At 64.9% G+C, this 17,472-nt stretch carries 14 protein-coding genes and 1 pseudogene; 14 read left to right on the plus strand and 1 reads right to left on the minus strand.

What is annotated here, in order from left to right:
- Positions 1-6: 6 nt before the first annotated feature.
- From AB0B25_RS07685 to AB0B25_RS07750, 14 genes and pseudogenes are all read left to right on the plus strand, one after another.
- On the plus strand, positions 7-252 hold the full coding sequence (locus AB0B25_RS07685) for a bifunctional DNA primase/polymerase (RefSeq protein ID WP_357176167.1): 246 nt from the start codon (positions 7-9) through the stop codon (positions 250-252).
- A gap of 136 nt (positions 253-388) precedes the next feature.
- The gene (locus AB0B25_RS07690; protein WP_357176169.1) at positions 389-1,525 is read left to right on the plus strand and encodes a site-specific integrase; all 1,137 of its coding nucleotides are present in this window, start codon (positions 389-391) and stop codon (positions 1,523-1,525) included.
- Between the two features lie 601 nt (positions 1,526-2,126).
- Complete coding sequence (locus tag AB0B25_RS07695; protein WP_357176171.1) at positions 2,127-2,597, plus strand: hypothetical protein; 471 nt, start codon at positions 2,127-2,129, stop codon at positions 2,595-2,597.
- A complete protein-coding gene (locus tag AB0B25_RS07700) occupies positions 2,578-3,351 on the plus strand; it encodes a tyrosine-type recombinase/integrase (RefSeq protein ID WP_357176173.1) in 774 nt (257 codons plus the stop codon). Before AB0B25_RS07695 ends, AB0B25_RS07700 begins: the two co-directional genes overlap by 20 nt.
- Complete coding sequence (locus AB0B25_RS07705; RefSeq protein WP_357176175.1) at positions 3,255-4,121, plus strand: bifunctional DNA primase/polymerase; 867 nt, start codon at positions 3,255-3,257, stop codon at positions 4,119-4,121. The genes AB0B25_RS07700 and AB0B25_RS07705 overlap by 97 nt, the downstream gene beginning before the upstream one ends.
- Positions 4,122-4,699: 578 nt before the next feature.
- Positions 4,700-7,201 (plus strand): DEAD/DEAH box helicase family protein, encoded by a 2,502-nt coding sequence (locus tag AB0B25_RS07710; protein WP_357176431.1) that lies wholly within the window; start codon positions 4,700-4,702, stop codon positions 7,199-7,201.
- 119 nt (positions 7,202-7,320) lie between these two features.
- Positions 7,321-7,656: a bifunctional DNA primase/polymerase gene (locus AB0B25_RS07715; protein ID WP_357176177.1), complete on the plus strand. Its 336-nt coding sequence runs from the start codon at positions 7,321-7,323 to the stop codon at positions 7,654-7,656.
- Complete coding sequence (locus tag AB0B25_RS07720) at positions 7,575-7,991, plus strand: hypothetical protein (protein WP_357176454.1); 417 nt, start codon at positions 7,575-7,577, stop codon at positions 7,989-7,991. The genes AB0B25_RS07715 and AB0B25_RS07720 overlap by 82 nt, the downstream gene beginning before the upstream one ends.
- A gap of 811 nt (positions 7,992-8,802) precedes the next feature.
- Positions 8,803-10,325 (plus strand): annotated as a pseudogene (gene dprA, locus AB0B25_RS07725) (DNA-processing protein DprA).
- A 145-nt stretch (positions 10,326-10,470) separates the two neighbouring features.
- A complete protein-coding gene (locus AB0B25_RS07730) occupies positions 10,471-10,707 on the plus strand; it encodes a hypothetical protein (protein WP_357176179.1) in 237 nt (78 codons plus the stop codon).
- A 121-nt stretch (positions 10,708-10,828) separates the two neighbouring features.
- A complete protein-coding gene (locus tag AB0B25_RS07735; RefSeq protein WP_357176181.1) occupies positions 10,829-12,508 on the plus strand; it encodes a ParB N-terminal domain-containing protein in 1,680 nt (559 codons plus the stop codon).
- A gap of 118 nt (positions 12,509-12,626) precedes the next feature.
- Positions 12,627-13,175, plus strand: a complete 549-nt coding sequence (locus AB0B25_RS07740; RefSeq protein WP_357176183.1) for a single-stranded DNA-binding protein — start codon at positions 12,627-12,629, stop codon at positions 13,173-13,175.
- Between the two features lie 1,081 nt (positions 13,176-14,256).
- Complete coding sequence (locus tag AB0B25_RS07745) at positions 14,257-15,837, plus strand: hypothetical protein (RefSeq protein WP_357176185.1); 1,581 nt, start codon at positions 14,257-14,259, stop codon at positions 15,835-15,837.
- A 95-nt stretch (positions 15,838-15,932) separates the two neighbouring features.
- Positions 15,933-16,325 (plus strand): hypothetical protein, encoded by a 393-nt coding sequence (locus AB0B25_RS07750; RefSeq protein ID WP_357176187.1) that lies wholly within the window; start codon positions 15,933-15,935, stop codon positions 16,323-16,325.
- A gap of 91 nt (positions 16,326-16,416) precedes the next feature.
- On the opposite strand, the gene AB0B25_RS07755 is transcribed toward AB0B25_RS07750, so the two are convergent.
- On the minus strand, positions 16,417-17,250 hold the full coding sequence (locus AB0B25_RS07755; RefSeq protein ID WP_357176189.1) for a class I SAM-dependent methyltransferase: 834 nt from the start codon (positions 17,248-17,250) through the stop codon (positions 16,417-16,419).
- Positions 17,251-17,472: the final 222 nt, after the last annotated feature.

Here is a 17,472-nt window from a genome sequence, read left to right on the forward strand (position 1 = left end):
GACGGCATGCCTGGGCAGCCTCGCGCTCGGTCACGCCCGCCGCGGTTCCACATCTTCCCGCTGCACCCGGGCCCCAAGATCCCCGCGATCAAACAGTGGGAGAACGAGGCGACCTGTGACCAGGAGCGCGTCCAGCGCTGGTCGGCCCGGTGGCCCGAGGACAACCTGTTGACCGGACTACACGACGACACTCCGCGGCGAAGTAGCAGGTTGAGGCTGCGTTGTCTGTGGACCTTCTGCAATCCGCTTTGATCAGGAGGTTGAATGACAGATCCGCAGCAAGTCGACCGCTCCGATATCGGTGCGGTTGTCGTGCCTCGGTGGGGTCGGGTTGCGGCCAGTGGGCGGTGCCGTGCCGTGGCTGGTGGTCGATTCTGACGGTGTTCCGGTGGAGCCGATCCGCCGATTCCTCGCCGATTTCGTAGCTCGTGACAACAGGGCCGGTTCGGTTCGCAGCTATGCCTACGGTCTGCTGCGGTGGTGGCGGTGGCTGAATGCGCTCGAAGTCGCCTGGGACAGAGCCACTCCGGCCGAGGCTCGGGATCTGGTCTTGTGGCTGAAGCAGACAACCAAACCCCGAAAACGCCCGCGTACCACCTCAGCCGTGACAGCGGGCACGATCAACCCTGTCACCGGCAAGCAGCATCTCGATGACCGATACAAACCTCGCACGGTGCGCCACGGCAACGCGGTGGTGAGTTCGTTCTACGAGTTCTGGATGGAGATCGGCGAAGGGCCACTGGTCAATCCGGTGCCGCTCGATCGTGGCCGAGGTCGGCGTTCGAACGCCCATCACAACCCTCTCGAATCGTTCCGCCCGGAGGGTCGGGTCAAGTACAACCCGAAGGTTCCACGGCGCAAGCCTCGCGCAATTTCGGACGAGCAGTGGAGCGCCTTGTTCGCGGGGCTGCGTTCCAACCGTGATCGGGCGATCGTGGCGGTGGCCATCAGCAACGGGGCTCGAGCGGGCGAGTTGCACGGTGTGCGGTGCGGCGTCGATGTGGATTGGGGTGAGCAGCAGATTCGTGTGGTACGCATGGGCACCCAATGTGAGCAGTGGCTACCAGTGAGCCCGGAGGCGTTCGTATGGATTCACCTCTACCTGGCGGATCTGGGTGCGCCGTTGGAGCCGAACGAACCTCTGTGGCAGATGCTGCGCCGCCGTGATCATGGTGGCGGGCTGCGTCGGCATCCGTTGAACTACGAGGCACAGCGTGCGGTGTTCCGTCGGCTCAACGAAGCGCTGGGTACGAATTGGACGATGCACGACTTGCGGCATACCGCCGCGTTGCGGATGAGCAGGAATTCGGCCTTGTCGATGCGCGATGTCCAGGTCGTTCTCGGCCATGCGCATCTGTCAACTACCGCGGATATCTATCTGGTCGAAGACGACGCCCAGGTCGTTCGTCGCGTACACGAACACCTGTGCCGACAGCAGGAACAACTCGCGACTCCAGCTCCCGCGCCGGCGGCCGGATATGACGACCGCGATCTTGCCGTGCTCTTCGACGGTGGCATCCGGTGACCGCGGTCGAAGTGGATGCGGCTCAATCCGCTGTCGCTGCCACCGCCCCGGCAACGTCATCGTGCCCTGGTCACCCTCCGGGGCCGGCCGACCGGCAGCCTATCGAGGAGTCCCTGGACCGGCTGTTCGAGACTTCCAACTGGGACGACTGGTCGGACACCGCGCAACGGCTGCGTGTGCGAGGAGCGCACCGCGTGCTCACCTGGCTGCAATCGTTGCCTGGGACCGGCTGGCAACAACGATGGGCGGCTTCGGGCATTGATGACGGCGAAGACTGGGTCGGCCGACTAACAGCCACAGATCCGCGTTACGTCGGTATCAACCGTGACGAGCTGCGCTATGGCATGAACTGGCTGCTGCTCGCGCGTGTCGTGCAGCCCGGATATGGCTACTTCGTTCACAACAGATCGTTGTTCGTTTACCAGCACGCGCCGCGCATTATCAACCCTGAGATGTTCGCGGCGATCCGTCGACGATCCGCGGCCATGAACGTCAATGCGTCATCGCGTACGGGCGCCGAGAACGTGCTGGTCCGGGTCGCTCTGCACACCGGGAAGGGCGTTGACGCCATCACAGCCGAGGATCTGCTCGAGCTCCGCGAATGGCGACGCCGACGCGGTGGACAGCACGACAGCATTCGCCCCACGCTTCCGAAGTACTCGTCGAAGAGCTCGCCACCGGCAAACGCATCAACGTCAACCGCACTGAGGACGACGCCTTCTGGGCGTGGGCCATCATCGAAACCCTCCGCCACACCGGAGTACGGATCGAGGAACTTCTCGAACTCACCCACCTGGCCCTCACGTCCTACCAGCTACCCGACACCAGGGAATTCGTCCCGCTGCTGCAGATCGTGCCGTCGAAAACCAACGAGGAACGGCTGCTGCTTGTCAGCCCCGAACTCGCCAGCGTCCTGGCCATCGTCATCAGCCGCCTCCGCCGCACCAACGGTGGACTCGTACCGCTCTCAGCCCGCTACGACCCCCACGAACGCACCACCGGACCCGACCTGCCACATCTGTTCCAACGCCGCAACGCCCACCGATGGCAAGTTGAGCTACACGACAGTTAGCCAGCTACTCACCGAATCCGTGACACGCACCGGCCTGCGCGACGCAGCCGGGCAACCGCTCACCTACACCGCCCACGACTTCCGGAGAATGTTCGCTACCGACGCTGTCACCGCCGGGATGCCCGTCCACATCGCCGCCCGCCTGCTCGGCCACCGCACCGTCACCACCACCCAGTCCTACCTCGCGGTATTCCAACAGGACCTCGTCCACGCCTACCGAACCTTTGTCGATAACCGCCGCGCCTACCGGCCCGACACCGAATACCGCGAACCAACCGCCGACGAATGGCGCGAATTCCAGCAGCACTTCCACGCACGCAAGCTCGAACTCGGCGACTGCGGCCGCCCCTACGGCGCCGGCTGCCAACATGAGCACGCATGCCTGCGCTGCCCAATGCTCCGCGTCTCACCCGCACAACGCGACCGTCTACTTGAGATCATCACCAACCTGCGCGAACGCATCGATGAAGCCAAGATGAACGGCTGGCTCGGCGAAGCCCAAGGGCTCCAACACAGCCTTACCAAGGCCAAGGAGAAACTCCTCACGCTCGACCGCTGGCGGACGCCTCGCCAGTATCGCTCGCAAACCTCGGTATCCCCGTGCTGCGCACCCCACAACACGGGACACCAACATGACACCCGCGAAGGCGAAACGACATGCACCCCTATCACTTTCGCGATGTCGCGCTACGCGCGGCACGCTGCGGCTGGCACGTCTTGCCACTGCGACCCGGTTCGAAGATACCCGCGATAAAACACTGGCAGCGGGAAGCCACCATCGATGAAACGCAGATCACTGCCCTATGGCCCCGATACTCTGTGAGGAACGTCGGGATCGCCTGCGGCCCCAGTCGATTGCACGTCCTCGACCTCGATGAAGCCCACGGCCACTACTCGGCTGATCATTCCGGCACCTCTGCCAGTGGCCGCGCTGCCCTCTCGCAGCTCGCCGCAACCAGAGGGCTGCCTATGCCGCTACCGACCTATACTGTCGCCACTCCGTCCGGCGGCCTCCATCTCTATTATCAGACTTCCCAGAAACCGCTGTTGCGCAACAGCATTAGTCGCCTCGGCCCGCATATCGACACCCGCGGCGACGGCGGCTACATCGTCGCGGCCGGATCGGTCCTCACTACCGGCTGCTATCGGCTCATCGACGACCAGCCACCGATCCAACTGCCGGACTGGTTGGCCACCGCTCTGTGCTCACCCCCCAGGCAACAGCCGGTACCTCAAGCCACCACGCTGCACCATGCGACTGCGTACGCCACTCGGGCCGTCGATAACCAGGCTGCCCGAGTCCGAGCAGCAGCGACCGGCACCAGGCACTGGACGCTACTGCTGGCAGCCAACAGCCTGGGACGGCTCGTCGGCCGAGGCATCCTCAGCAGCCACGATGCCTACTCGGCCCTTTACAACGCCGCGAACATTCACATTGGGATCGATGAGCTCACCCACACCGAAGCCGATCGAACCATCCGTGACGGCCTCGACCATGGTGCGCGCCGCATCCACAAGAGATAACTCAGAAGGACCCGCCCCAGACGCTCCCCCATCAGCTCCGGTCCTTTGAGTCCGCTGAGTCCGCCGCCAGCGAGTGCCCAGATGTCAGGCGGAGCGGTCTACCAGGACATGGAGGTTCCGAGCGGCGGCCAAACCAGTTAGCGCCCCAGTTGCCGAGCCAGACACGAAGGCGACCGCGAGTGCAGGCGCGGTGCCGTAGCCAGCCGCGACCTTCAGTCCAGCAGCGATACCGGCGCCAACACCAGCACACAACCCCACCAGAATCGAAAGGCCGATGATCACCACGGATCGGACCGATATCAGTGCTGCGGCGCTATCGAGGGGCGCCTCACCAGGCCGGTCACTCGGTCTGCGGCGGAGCCCCGCTACTCTTGACATTCTCGTCCTTCCTTCTCAATCCAGGGGTTGCGACGAGGACGGCCCCTGTTCCCGCAGGGGCCGTTACCATTTCGGGCTCCAGCTCACCGTCCTCACCGCGATAGCCTCCTCGCCTCACCCGATTTGGTCAAGTCAAACAGAGTTGGCGATTTTCGCCAACAGGCGCTAGGGTAGCGTCCATGGCGAAGCAGGTCGGAGCGATGGGCCCTGCGGGGATCCGAGTCGGACAGCGGTTAAAGGATGTCCGACAGTCACGCGGCCTCACTCTGAATCTCCTGGCAACACGACTGAGTGACCTCGGTCGACCAATCGATCTATCCGCCTTGGCGAAGATCGAGAAAGGCCAGCGACGGGTTGACGTCGATGATCTGATAGCTCTCGCTCGCGCGTTGGACGTTTCCCCCAACTGGCTCCTCTTCCCTGAGACCGCCACCAACGACAGGGTTGATCTCACTGCCGCCTTCAGCATGGCGGGGCGGGAAGCGTGGCAATGGGCGGTCCGTGACCAGCCCACGGATATCGTCGTCGTAACAGCGCCCGCTACCGAAGTCGGCACGCAGCTTTCAAAGCGCTCCAACTTCTGGTTTCTCCAGGAGGAGTGGCCGGAACTTTACGATCAGGCTGTGCGCGCAGAGAACTGCGCCCACACCGATCCGCGAATATCGTGCGTCTACAGCCGATCGGCACTTGAGATGATGTTGACATTTCTCCACCACAACATTGGATCCGGCGACGAGCCCAAAGATGCGAACATATCTGCGATACTTTCCGACCCAGCCGTGGTCGGTGCGATTGGCCCCGTACACGCTTTGGCAAGAAAAATCTATCAACAGGGTAGTGCCGCTGTGCATGGGGCAGGGGCACTACCTCCCGCCGTTGGGCTCGCTACTGTCATCGATCTCTTTAATGTTATGAAATGGTTCGCTCGAACCTACACTTTTTACCCAGCCAGACTCCCAGACGTTGAATCCGATTTCAACTTCTCGGGCATAACTCAGCTCGATACAGCTAAAAATCAAACCCCCAGCCCCGTCGACAATACCGGGTTGCATGAATCTACAGATCTCACGAATTCCGGAAGAAAAGATTTCGAGCAAGTTCAAATCTTGACCGTAGATATAAATACAGGACCCGCATCCGAGAGGCAACGGAGCCGTGGCGATAGTGCATCTAGGACTATATTCGAGAGTCTTCTAGAAGAAACAGGGTGGACAGTGGGGCCGTCTTTGACGCGAGATTACATGCTCCCTGATTCCGAGGGCTCAGACCATCGTTTCGTTGATTACGTCCTGTGGGACGAAGATCAGAGTCCGCTTGCTCTTGTCGAAATAGACACGGATAATCTCGACCCCCAAGAGGCTTTTCGACAATTGCGAATGATCGCCAATGACTTAAAACCCGAATCTGATCGGTCACCGTCGCTCTTCTATGTCAACGGGAGCGAAGTGCTCATTTGGGATGAAATAATGTCCTCACCAAGACGAGTAAAAGGATTCTTCACGAAAGAAGAACTGTGGCGCAGGCTCGTTACACGCTCTCGCCGTCGAAACCTTAGCCAGACACCAATCGATGAAGGGCTCAAGCTACGCGATCACCAGAACAGAATCGTCCGCGATGTCTGCAACGCCTTTGAAATGGGGGGACGTCGCAATGCCCTCGTTAGTATGGCTCCTGGCTCAGGAAAGTTTGGCACCTACTCAGCTCTTGTTGAGCTTCTTATTCGTGCCGGCTGGGTTAGTCGCGTCCTTTTCCTCACAGATAGGCGAATTTTTGTAGATCAGGCGACCGAGGCACTCCGCCGATACCTTCCGAATCTGCCGATATCGAACGACTTGCGTGAATCCAATAGTGATGCCCGCATCTTCGTGGCATCTCACCATACGTTGACGTCAAAGGTCGGAGATGCCCACGAATTTGAGCACAGCGACTATGGCCATGCATTCTTTGATCTAATAGTCATAGATGAGCTTGCCTCAGCCGGCAATCGCGCATACTTTCGTATTATAGACTATTTTGACGCCTTGGTAGTCGGTTTTACCAGCTGGCCGACAGACGGCATTGACAATACGACCCTAGAACTTTTCACCGCTGAGGGTGGAGCAACAAGTATCTATAGCTTCCAGGATGCCGTCGAGAGTGGCCATGCCGTCGCCCCTGAAGTTATCAAAGTCAGGATAACGTCGGATAACGAAGATGGCGATCGCTCGGTCAGTTACCTCACAAGTGAAGATGCTGTGGATTCGGCGCTGAAGATCCTCCTAGAAAAGGGAATGAGCGCCAGCGACGGGCGGGTGGGTAAAACGATCATCTTTGCCCAGAATGCAGGTCATGCGCAGCTGATCGCGCATAGGTTTAGAATAAACTATCCGGATATGGAGAGCAACTTCCTCCTGCCCGTTACTTCCAGAACAACATCTAGGCATACTTCAGAAATAATTCAAGGATTTCGGGAGCCAGACGGCATGCCCCGTGTCGCAGTTTCGTCGGGCCTACTCGATACAGGCATTGACGTGCCGGAAGTTGTCAATCTTGTTTTCCTTAAGAGGGTGAACTCAACAGGAATGTTTTGGCGCATGCTCGCTAGAGGTGCACAACCCGCGCCGAACCTGCTTGTCGATGGCCATCCCAAGAATGCCTTTCGGATATTGGATTTTTGTGACACTACCAATCACCTATTCAATCCGATTCGAGGCACCGCCTAGGCCCATACATCGACGTAGTCGCCCAACTCTCCTTGCACGAACCAGCTACCCGGGTCCGCAACCAGTCTCTACCGGCATAGTCCAGAAAAAATATCGCTATCGCGAGCGGGCCCAGTGGTTTGCATGTACTGGACCTCGACACCAGCCACGGCCACCCCCCACCCGAACACTGGGGTCCGGTACGTAACGGCTGTGAGGTTCTGGCGCGGCTGGCGCAGGACGCGGGCCAGCCGCTGCCGGTACCGACCTTCGAAGTGTCCACGCCGTCGGGAGGTGTCCACCTGTATTACCGGGCACCGCGAAAACCGACCCTGCGCAATACGATCGCCCGGCTGGGCTGGCGCATCGACAGCCGCGGGTCGGCGGCTACGTCGTGGCTGCCGGGTCACAAGTACCCGAAGGCCGCTACCGCCGAATCGACGACCGGGCACCGATCCCTTTGCCCGACTGGCTGATCCACCTGCTGACCCCGGCCCGACCAGAACCGGACCGCCGTGGCGTCACCGCGGTCGGTCACCCCGACGCCTACGTCCAGGCGGCGTTGATCAACCAGAGCGCCCGAATCCGCGCCGCCTACACCGGCGTGCGCCACCGCACGGTGTTGCGGGCCGCCAACAGCCTCGGCCGCCTCGTTGGCGCCGGTCTGCTCGACCACGACCACGCCTACGCGGTCCTCTACTCCGCCGCACAGATCCATGTCGGCGTCGATGATTTCACTGCGGCCGAAGCCGACCACACCATCACCGACGGACTCACCTACGTCGCCGCGCGCACCACACGCCAGCTGTGACCTGGTCGTTGCGGGCTGATTCCTCCCCCAGGTTGACCGGTTGCGGGGAATTCTTCTCTGTTTTCCGTGGTTTCGGCGTGCGGGCAGCGTTAGGCTGCCTGGCAGGGTCGAGGGTTTGCGGTGGTCACGCACTATGTCCGTTCCCGTCGGTCGAACCCTGATGCTGCCCGCGTCGGTTGTTGCCCGCTGCATCAGCTGACGCCGAGGCGCGAGGTTGGATGCGCCCAGTAATCCCCTCCGGGCACATCCACCCTCCCCGTATACCGCGCTGTCCGCGCAACCCATATCCGACCGGCGCGTGCCGTTGTGGCCGCCACCGCGTCCGATATGCCGCTGCTGCGGCACCCGAGTTGTTGTCTGCGCCTGCCGGTCACGAGGACGCATACCCCCATGTGCCGTCTGTGTCAGAAGGTCCCCGTATCGTCTGCTGATGACCCTGGCCGGTTCATCGCTGAGGTGTTGGCGTGGCTCCCGAGCCCGCAGGGCCGGTCGTTGGTCGTGCTGGGGCTGCGCGAAGCGGCGTGCTGGCCCGATGCGTGTGTCGCGGTCGAACGGAATCGGCGGGAGGATCTGTATCTGGGATTGGCTTATCTGGCCGCCGTCCTGATCCTGGAACGCACGCTGCGGTGGTGCGCAGCACCACCCGGACGCGGTCGCTGTCGTGATAGTCAACGACCAGACTCCGGATCGGCGAGTAACGGGCGAGATGCACCGCGAACTGGTCACCCTGCTGCGAGATCGGTTGGCCGAGCACGGGACCGAGCTGATCTAGGCATGGGCGGTCACCGGCCGCGCGACGGGCCACCCGTGGGTGAGCCTATTCGGCACCGACAACGGTGTCCTGCCCTACCTGAGTCAGCGCCGAGGAGCTTCCGCTCGACCTGGTACCCGATACCGAACTGGCCTCCGACGTCGCCCCGCTGCTCACCGACCGCAGCACCGATACTTCCGGCCGAGCACGAGACCGGTTGCGGCAGCGACTGCGGTTGTTCTCGCGCAGGTGCGGGCGGTCCACGTCGAGGGCGCACTGTCGGCGGCCGAGGTGGCCGAGCTCGCCGACGCGCTGGCCGATGTCGTGGTCCGTGACAGCCTCTTCGCGTTCGCGTTCGTGATCGGACCGAACGGCCCAACTGCACAACAGTTGTGGGCGTTGCTCGTGCGGGCGTTGCCGTCGCCGCACCGGGCCAGCGATGTTGCTGGCGGTCACCGCTTACATCTGGCGCCGACCGCGACCGGGCCTTGCGGCGATCGCGATCGCTTTGACCGAGCAAATCCGGCAGGCCGAGCACGCCAGCCCTGGACGCTGGGATCGAGTACGCAGTCCCCATCGAGGTCTTTCGCGCCTCCATGCAGCTTGGGCGCTCGATCGCGGCCGAACTCGGCACCGACTGAACCCGCATCCGACGACCGCTTTGGAGGCGTCATGGATTCGTCAGCATCGCAGAGCATCTCGCGCCGTCTGGCGTGGGCGATCCTGGCGCGCGCCGCGCTCACCGCCGCACCGATGGTGCACGAGCTGATGCGCACGCTCGCGGTCGAGGAAGCCGCCGCCCGGCTCACCGCGGGCGAGGTCGCCGTCACCGTTCCGCGGGATCTGCGCGGGTTGTCCGCCCAGGATCTCGACCGCGCCGCCCACGTCGGCGCACGGCTGCTCACCCGTGATCACGCCGACTGGCCCGGCAGCGCCGGACTGTATAGCCTCGACGCCCCGGCAGTGGCGGCTGTCAGTCCGGTCGCGTTGTGGGTGCGTGGCCGTGCCCCGCTGAATCTGTTCGCGCAGTGCAACATCGCGGTCGTCGGTGCGCGCGCCGCTACCGACTACGGCGTGCGCGTCGCCTCCGACATCGCCGGGGATCTGGTCAAACGGAGCTGGGCGATCGTGAGCGGCGGTGCGTTCGGCGTCGATGCCGCCGCCCATCGTGCTGCCCTCAACCGCGGCGGCTCGACGATCGTGGTGGTCGCGGCCGGATTGGGTCACGCTATCCAGCCGCGCATCGCGAGCTGTTCGATCGGAGCGCCGAGCACGGGCTGCTCGTCTCGGAATACCCGCCGGATGTCCCGGCCGCCAAACGCCACTTCCTGCACCGCAACCGGCTGGTCGCCGCGTTGTCCCGCGCGGTCGTGATCCCCGAGTCCGGGCTCCGTGGCGGTACCCGCAACACCGCGGACTGGGCCCGCCAACTCGCCCGCCCGGTGTTCGCCGTGCCGGGCCCGATCCATTCGGTTTCCTCGGCGGGCTGCCACGAACTGATCCGCGACGGCTACGCCCGGCTGGTCACCAGCTCCCCACAGGTCATCGACGCCGCTCACGCCGCCCCCGAGACCTGGGTGTAGCCACCTGTCGCCCAGCGGCCGCCCTCGTTGTCGAGCAGTGGGTGTCCTCGTTTCCGGTAGCTGGTCTGTCCGGCTCCTTATCACCGCACCCACATGTTGCGGGCGGCGTTGCGTCCGCCCGCCCGTCCACAGGAGGTTGTCTGTCATGTCCGTGTCCACCGCCGCTGTGCAGTCCCTGACCCGTCCCGACTACGAGCGCCTCGCCCACCTCGGCTATGCCGGGGCCGCCCCGGCGATCCCGGATTCGGCGGTGCTGGATCGCTGGCGCGGCGACTACCCCGGCTGGCGGGGCCGGTACTGGGCGTTCCTCGACGACGAGCGCGCCGTGCTGCGGCTGCGTCCGGTCAACGTCGCCCGTCAGACCGCGCAGCGCGCTGCCTGACCGCTCAACCCCGTGGGCGTAGCACCCCGCGGTCCCGCACCCGCACCCGCACCCGTTCACGGCGCGGCGGCATCACTGCTGAGCGGTGATGTCGCCGCGCCGTCCATCGTTAGGAGCTGTTTTGAGTTCCACCACCCTCACCGTCGTCACCGACCCGGTTACCAATCCCGATACCGACCCCGCAGCCGTCGACGTCGACGAGACCGCTGAGACTTCCGGGATTGGCGAGCCGACCGCCGTCGAGGACACCGGCATTATTGACCTGCCTGAGCCCGAGGCCATCTATATGAACCCGGCGGAGTTGGTGATCGCCGACAATGTCCGCCGGAGTTTTGATATCGCCGACCATCCGAAGCAGGCCGACTCGATCCGTGAGTTCGGTGTGCGCGCTCCGGTGCTGGCCGTACGCGAGGCCGACGGATCGGTACACGTCTACGACGGACAGGTCCGTACCCTGATCGCCCGCGAGGTCGGTTGTCCGCGGGTGCCGGTGTGGATTACCGACGCCGACGCCGAGGTGGACGAAAAGGAACGGCGTATCGCGCGCACGATCGATCAGATCAACCTCAACGACCGGCGCATCCCGCTCACCGATTCAGACCGCGCCGCTGGGGTCGCACTCACGCTCGAGCTGGGTGCCTCGGCCACCCGAGTCGCGCGGGGGTTGCAGCGCAAACGCTCCGAGATCCAGAAGACCGCTGCCGTCGGCAAATCCGAGACAGCCAAGCAGCTGCTGGATGACGGTCAGTACAGCCTGGATCAGCTCGCGGTGATCGCCCACTACGAAAACCTCGGCGACACCGACGCCGTCGAGCGGCTTCTCGGGGTCGGTCGATGGAACTTCACCATGACAGCGAAGCGGATCGAGCACGACCGCGCCGAAACCCGCGCCCGCCTGGAAGCCTCGTTGCTCCACGGCGCGTACGGGTTCGGCGTTCTCGCCACCGAGCCCGACACCGCAAGCGCCGACCCTGAATACATTCCGGCCACCGAACTCGCCGCCATCGACGGTGCCCCAGTGAGCCAGGAGCAGATCTACACCGACCCGACCCGGTGGGTGGTGTACCTCGAGGTGGAAGAAAACGGCCTGCTGGTCGAGACCTGCAGCGGCGCGATCATCGACCCCCACACCATCGAATGGGACACCCAAGACAACACTGCGGCCGAACCCTCCGACGGGCTGCGTCACGCAGACCAGGTCGAACGGCGCGACCGTTGGACGCCTTCGTATTTCCTGCCTGCCGCGCTGCTCGCGGACAGCGGACTGCAACAGCGCACGCCCGACAACACCGACGACTCCGCGAATGCGTTGGCCGCCGCCGAGCAGGCGGCCAACGAGCGGGAGCAGGCGCGCGACGACCGGCGGCGGGTGATCGAGCTCAACAAGCGCGGTCAGGCGGCAAAGGAGCGTCGCGAGGAGTTCCTGATCAAGCTCGTCGCAGGACGCACCCCACCGGTGCAGGCCGCGGCGTTCGTCGGTGAGTCCATCGCCCGCAAGCTCGATCCCGCGGTGTTGCACAAGGTGACCAAGCTGCTGGGCGCCGGCGGGTCCACCGAGCAGTTGGTCGCCGCGATCCACGCCGCGCCGACCAACCGTGCCTGGATGATCGTGCTCGCCATGGAGATCGCCGCCGCCGAAGTCCCGATCGGTAAGAGCTTGTGGCGCGACGGATTCGGCTTCACCAAACGGTATCTGCATTTCCTCGCCGAGGTCGGCACCCGACTGGACTTCGCGCTGGTCGATGTCGAACAGGCTGCCGCCGCAGACATCGACTACCGCGACATCGACCTCGCCTTCTGAACCCCGCCCCGGTTATCAGGAGCTACTGACCACCTCTCGCCCGCCGGGCAGCCATGCCCGGCGGCAGCGGGGGCGCCGGTCCGTCCCCGTTCACCCACACCTGTGAAGGAGCACGCCCATGGCCGCAGACACGAGTATCTGCGTAATAGGAAACCTGACAGCCGACCCAGAGCTGAGATTCACGCCCTCGGGTCAAGCGGTCGCGAATTTCACCGTCGCCTCGACCCCGCGGTACCTCGATCGCAACACCAACGAGTGGAAAGACGGCGAAGCGTTGTTCCTGCGCTGCAACATCTGGCGCGACGCCGCCGAGAACGTCGCCGAATCCCTCACCCGCGGCGGACGAGTCATCGTTTCCGGGCGGCTCAAGCAGCGCAGCTGGACCACCCCCGAGGGCGATAAGCGCAGCGTGATCGAGCTCGAGGTCGACGAGGTCGGGCCGTCGCTGCGGTGGTCGACTGCCAAGGTCAACCGCACCAAACGCAGCACCAACGGCGGCAACGGCCAGTCCTCCGCCGCCGGTCGCCCCGACGGAGACGACCGCTCCCGGGAACTGGTCGGCGCGACCACAGTTGGTGGCGGGGATGCCTGGTCGGCCGACCCATGGGGTGTGAACACCGCGGGGTCCTTCGGTGGCAGATCCGGCGGCGACGAACCCCAATTCTGAATCCCCCGGCATCCCACATCAGGCTGGCGGGCTCGGCAACAGTCCTTGTCACCGAGCCCGCCGCCCGGCGCAGCCGTCACCACTTCCGCAGGTCGTAGCCCCGAACAATCGTTACCGGCACTCGCCGTTGAGCGGCCCATCGAACAATCAAGGAGCCGATGCGGACTCCGCGGACACCGCCATCGCACGGACTCTGTTCCTGACCGCGGTTGCCGACCGCGACGACCTCATCGACACCGACCCGAACCGGGCGGGTGCCGCCTTCCGGCACGCATCGAAACCGCTCGCCCCCGACGATTCGGCATTCCTCGTCCTCATCCACCGGGTCGTCGCACTCAGCCCAAATTCAGCACGGGCGCTGGTGGTCTCGATCGCACACTGCCGCATCGGCGCACCCGACACCGAACACGGCGAGATCAACGACGGCGATACAACGCCGACGCCGTCGAGGTACCGGTGGAGATCGAACTGGCCGTGTGGGCACGGACCCCGGTCCGTGAGCCCGCCGACGACCTGCACGTGCACGCGATCCCGACCGGGCCACCGACGAGGCGCGGATTACACCCGAAACGATCGCGCGCCGCAGCACCCGGCACACACCCCGGCCTGTGGGGCGGTGGTGTTGCGGCACTGCATCCGGAACGAACAGACCGCCGAACGCCGAAGCCGGGGCGATGCCGACGCCGACACCTACTTCGCCCAGCTCCCACAGTTGGTGGCCTGACCTTCTCGCGAAGGAGAAGAGAAAGCGGCTGGGTCGGGGTGTCCGGGGTGTTCGTCTGATCAGGCGCCCCGCCTTCCTGAAGGGCTACCAGGGTGGCGCCCGCCACGCCTGCGGGCCCGCGCCCTGTGCGTGCACGAATTTCCAGGCGCGACGACCGCCGCAGGGTGCGGGTTCGGTTGTGTGCGCGGGAAATTCGCGCCCACCCGTGATGGCGCGTTCCCTCCGGCGCGTCGTCACCACCCTGGTCGATCGCCCTTCAGGCGGGTCACCCGACCAGCCGCCCACCCCTCGTGCTGCGAAAAGCGCACGCTACTCCCGGGGTGAGTTCCTACTTCTTCGCGAGACAGGACATTCGTCATGACCGAACGCAGCGCCTTCCTCGACGCCCTCGCCCACCTCGACCGCATCCACCTCACCAGCCCGCAGACCGCACGCAAGCTCTTCCCCGATGTACTCGTCCTCGCCACACCGGACGAACGCGCGTTCCTCGACGAACTCGCCGACATCTTCACCCGCTACCCATTCGAGACCGCACATAAGCGCCTGGACGCGATGTGGAAAGCCCAGCCCGAACGCCGCGTGCTGATCAACGCGTGCGCCCCCGACACCGACCCCGGGCTGCATCACCGGGACCTGCCCGAGATCTTCGAGGTTTCCTATACCGCCGCCGAACTCCCGCCCATGCCGGTGCGCGACCGCTACCGGCCGCTGATCACCCAGCGAGTCCCCTCCCAGGCCATCGACGCCGCCCGCAACGACCGCGACCGGATCGCCGCACGCGCGCAGGCGCGGCCGGTGCCCGCGCCCGCCATCCCTGGTGATCACCGCAGCCACCTGCGGCCCTACGCCCTCGCAGTCGAGGCAATGGTCACCAGCTACGCGAACACCGCACTGTTCACCGACGCCACGACCGTGGCCGACTCGGACACGCAGCCCGAACCGTCGGCTGGCCGCGACCGTGGCGACGCCACCGCGCGGCCGGTGCGGCCACGTCCGCGCACCGGCCTGGTCCGTGACCACGCCGAGGCCACCGAATTGTGGGACCGCGCCTATGTCGACCACGTCGCCAACCAATACGACGACGACACCCGCGCCGCCTGGGACGACCAGCGCCGACACGATGCCGAGCACACCGACGACGGCGACGAGTCACTTGCCGAACGGACCCGCGACTTCTTCGACACCCATGACGACACCGCCGCCGCGCCCCGCACTCGGCGAACTCACCTACAGCGACAGGGAGTGCCCCGGCGGCGTAGCCGGATCACCGAGGCTGAACGTAGAGCCTTCGCCGAAGCCCGCACCGGGTTGCGGGTGCGTGACGACGCACGCCCCGAGATCCCCGAGCAGGGCAACGGATTGGACTACGACCACGCCGCAATGATCCTCGCGATGGGATGGCGGTGCGTGGGCTGCTTCATCGAACGCGCCATGTCCGACCAGCGACCCATCCACGCGCGCGGCACACAGTGGGTCTCCGACGACGGACTATGCGATTCGTGCCGCGCCGACGGACGCCCCGGTGTGCCGCCGCTGCCCGAACGGTTCACCGCCGAGCAGTTCGTCCACTCGCGCTGCGAATTCCTCGCCGCCACCTACCCCGCCACCGCGCACATCCTGATCACCGAAGTCTGGCATCGCGCGGCACCACACCCGGTCTGCCGCCACATCACGAAGTTCCTGACCCAGCATCCCGACCTGACCCCGAACCCGGTCAAGCCGCTGCAACGCGGCAGCGGCGCAGCCCCCGCCGACACCACGGGCCCGCGTCGCCGTGCGTCGGTGAAGTCGGGACGGGCGACGCTGGGCGCCGATCAGCGCCGCAGCCGCTGCGACGGCTGCACCCAGTACACCGTCATCAACACCGACGGCTACTGCCTCACCTGCCGGATCGACCTCGGCCTCGTCGCCGCGCGCCGCCGCCCGCAGGCCGCCTAACCGATCCCGCTCCGCCCCTGCGAACACCGGTCCGCCGTGGCAGCCTCGCGCCCACGGCGGACCGGTCCACCACCACCGCCTCGAGGAGCCCGCCGATGCACCGACCCCCAACCGGCCGCGCGCGATCCCTACTCACCCGCGCCACCCGAGTCTTCCTGACGCGCCCGCACAAAACCGTCACGGTCGCCGTATTCCTCAACACCGACCCACACGCCCTGCTCCACGGCTACACCCCCGGCACGCGACTGGTCCTCGCCTACGAATACACCCTCCCCGCCGCGACGGCCGGGAAGGACCCGCTCATGCTCGAACGCGTCTTCGCCGCGTTCAACGGATTTCCCGAACATCCCGACGACCACGCGCACGCTGACGCCTGGACCGCCAAGCGGCAGCGGTCGCTGTCGGTCGGCGACGTCGTTGCCATCGACGACCGCCACTACGCCTGCGAGTCCACCGGATGGGCGCGCACCTCAACCCCGCTCGCCTGAGCTTCCTCTGACCAACTGTCTGGCCGGGACCATCCCCAACGGTCCTAGCTCCTCACCTACCGCCTCGCACCACAGGAGCACCGTGCCGCTCTCAACTCTTCACTTCCACACCTGTCCGCACCTTCCCCATCCATCCACAGACCGCACTCCTCACCTTCTTCACTTCTTGTCTGCCGCCGCACGAACCTTGCGGAGCGGGGGCTGACATGCGGCCCGCAAAGTAAGTGCGGACGAAGGACATTCGGGTTGTTCGACCCTGGTTTGCGGAATGGGCGCCACGTCTGGAGGAGGCGTCGTAGACCAAGGTGTATCGCCAGAACAGGCGACGCCGGATTCGGGCGCCGGGCAGTTCCAGCGCGGCAGCGGCCCGGATGTCGGTCAGGGTCTCCTTCGGATCGGCGGTGGGTGCCGTCATGTGCGGGGGCGGCGCATCAGCGCGTGCCGGGTGCTTGACCAGTCCCATGACGGGGTTGGCGACTATGGCAGGTAGGTCGGCGAGCAGGTCGATTGGTCCGGCCTCGCGGTAGCAGCCGACCACCACGAGTCGCCCGCCCGGGGCGAGACAACCGCGCAGTTCGCGCAGAGTCGGCACCAAGGGGAGGTGATGCAGGACTGCGACGAGGGTGACGGCGTCCCAGCACCGCTGTGGGTCGCGCCCGGCGAAGTCGGCGTGAGTGATGGTCACCGCGTCGTCGTCGGCGAAGCGCTGCGCCGCCACGCGGACAGTCGCGGGGTCGGGTTCGAGCGCCGTGACTGTGGCCGCCCGCTGGCGCAGCCGGGCGACGAGGTTGCCTGTGCCGCACCCGACGTCAAGGACATGACGAGCTCCGGACGCTGCCACCTGGCCGACGACCCAAGGGCCGTAGTGGTCGTTGTGGCTCCACGGGTGTCGCTGGTTGAACCGGTTTAGTCGAGACAGCAGCATCACTCCATTCTCCCGGCATGGTCTAAGTCCTCAGAACCCGAAAACTATGTCCGAACTACGCAACCATCCACGAAAACTAGCCCCTAACACCGCAACCTATACTCGATCTACTCAGCCCACCTACTCCCCTTTCTTCCCTCTTTTCTCAAGCACACCTCTTGCATCTAGGGTAACTTTTCCGTAACGACCAGGGAGGTTGCGTCATCTAAACAAAAATAGGTA

Source organism: Nocardia sp. NPDC049190, from assembly GCF_040648115.1.
In the GTDB taxonomy this organism is placed as follows: domain Bacteria; phylum Actinomycetota; class Actinomycetes; order Mycobacteriales; family Mycobacteriaceae; genus Nocardia.

Bases quoted from the DNA above. Each gene is read 5' to 3' on its own strand.
- AB0B25_RS07705 (WP_357176175.1), top strand. From the start codon at position 3,255: ATGCACCCCTATCACTTTCGCGATGTCGCGCTACGCGCGGCACGCTGC.
- AB0B25_RS07695 (WP_357176171.1), top strand. From the start codon at position 2,127: ATGGCGACGCCGACGCGGTGGACAGCACGACAGCATTCGCCCCACGCT.
- AB0B25_RS07740 (WP_357176183.1), top strand. From the start codon at position 12,627: ATGGCCGCAGACACGAGTATCTGCGTAATAGGAAACCTGACAGCCGAC.
- AB0B25_RS07730 (WP_357176179.1), top strand. From the start codon at position 10,471: ATGTCCGTGTCCACCGCCGCTGTGCAGTCCCTGACCCGTCCCGACTAC.
- AB0B25_RS07755 (WP_357176189.1), bottom strand. From the start codon at position 17,250: ATGCTGCTGTCTCGACTAAACCGGTTCAACCAGCGACACCCGTGGAGC.
- AB0B25_RS07710 (WP_357176431.1), top strand. From the start codon at position 4,700: ATGGGCCCTGCGGGGATCCGAGTCGGACAGCGGTTAAAGGATGTCCGA.
- AB0B25_RS07685 (WP_357176167.1), top strand. From the start codon at position 7: ATGCCTGGGCAGCCTCGCGCTCGGTCACGCCCGCCGCGGTTCCACATC.
- AB0B25_RS07745 (WP_357176185.1), top strand. From the start codon at position 14,257: ATGACCGAACGCAGCGCCTTCCTCGACGCCCTCGCCCACCTCGACCGC.
- AB0B25_RS07750 (WP_357176187.1), top strand. From the start codon at position 15,933: ATGCACCGACCCCCAACCGGCCGCGCGCGATCCCTACTCACCCGCGCC.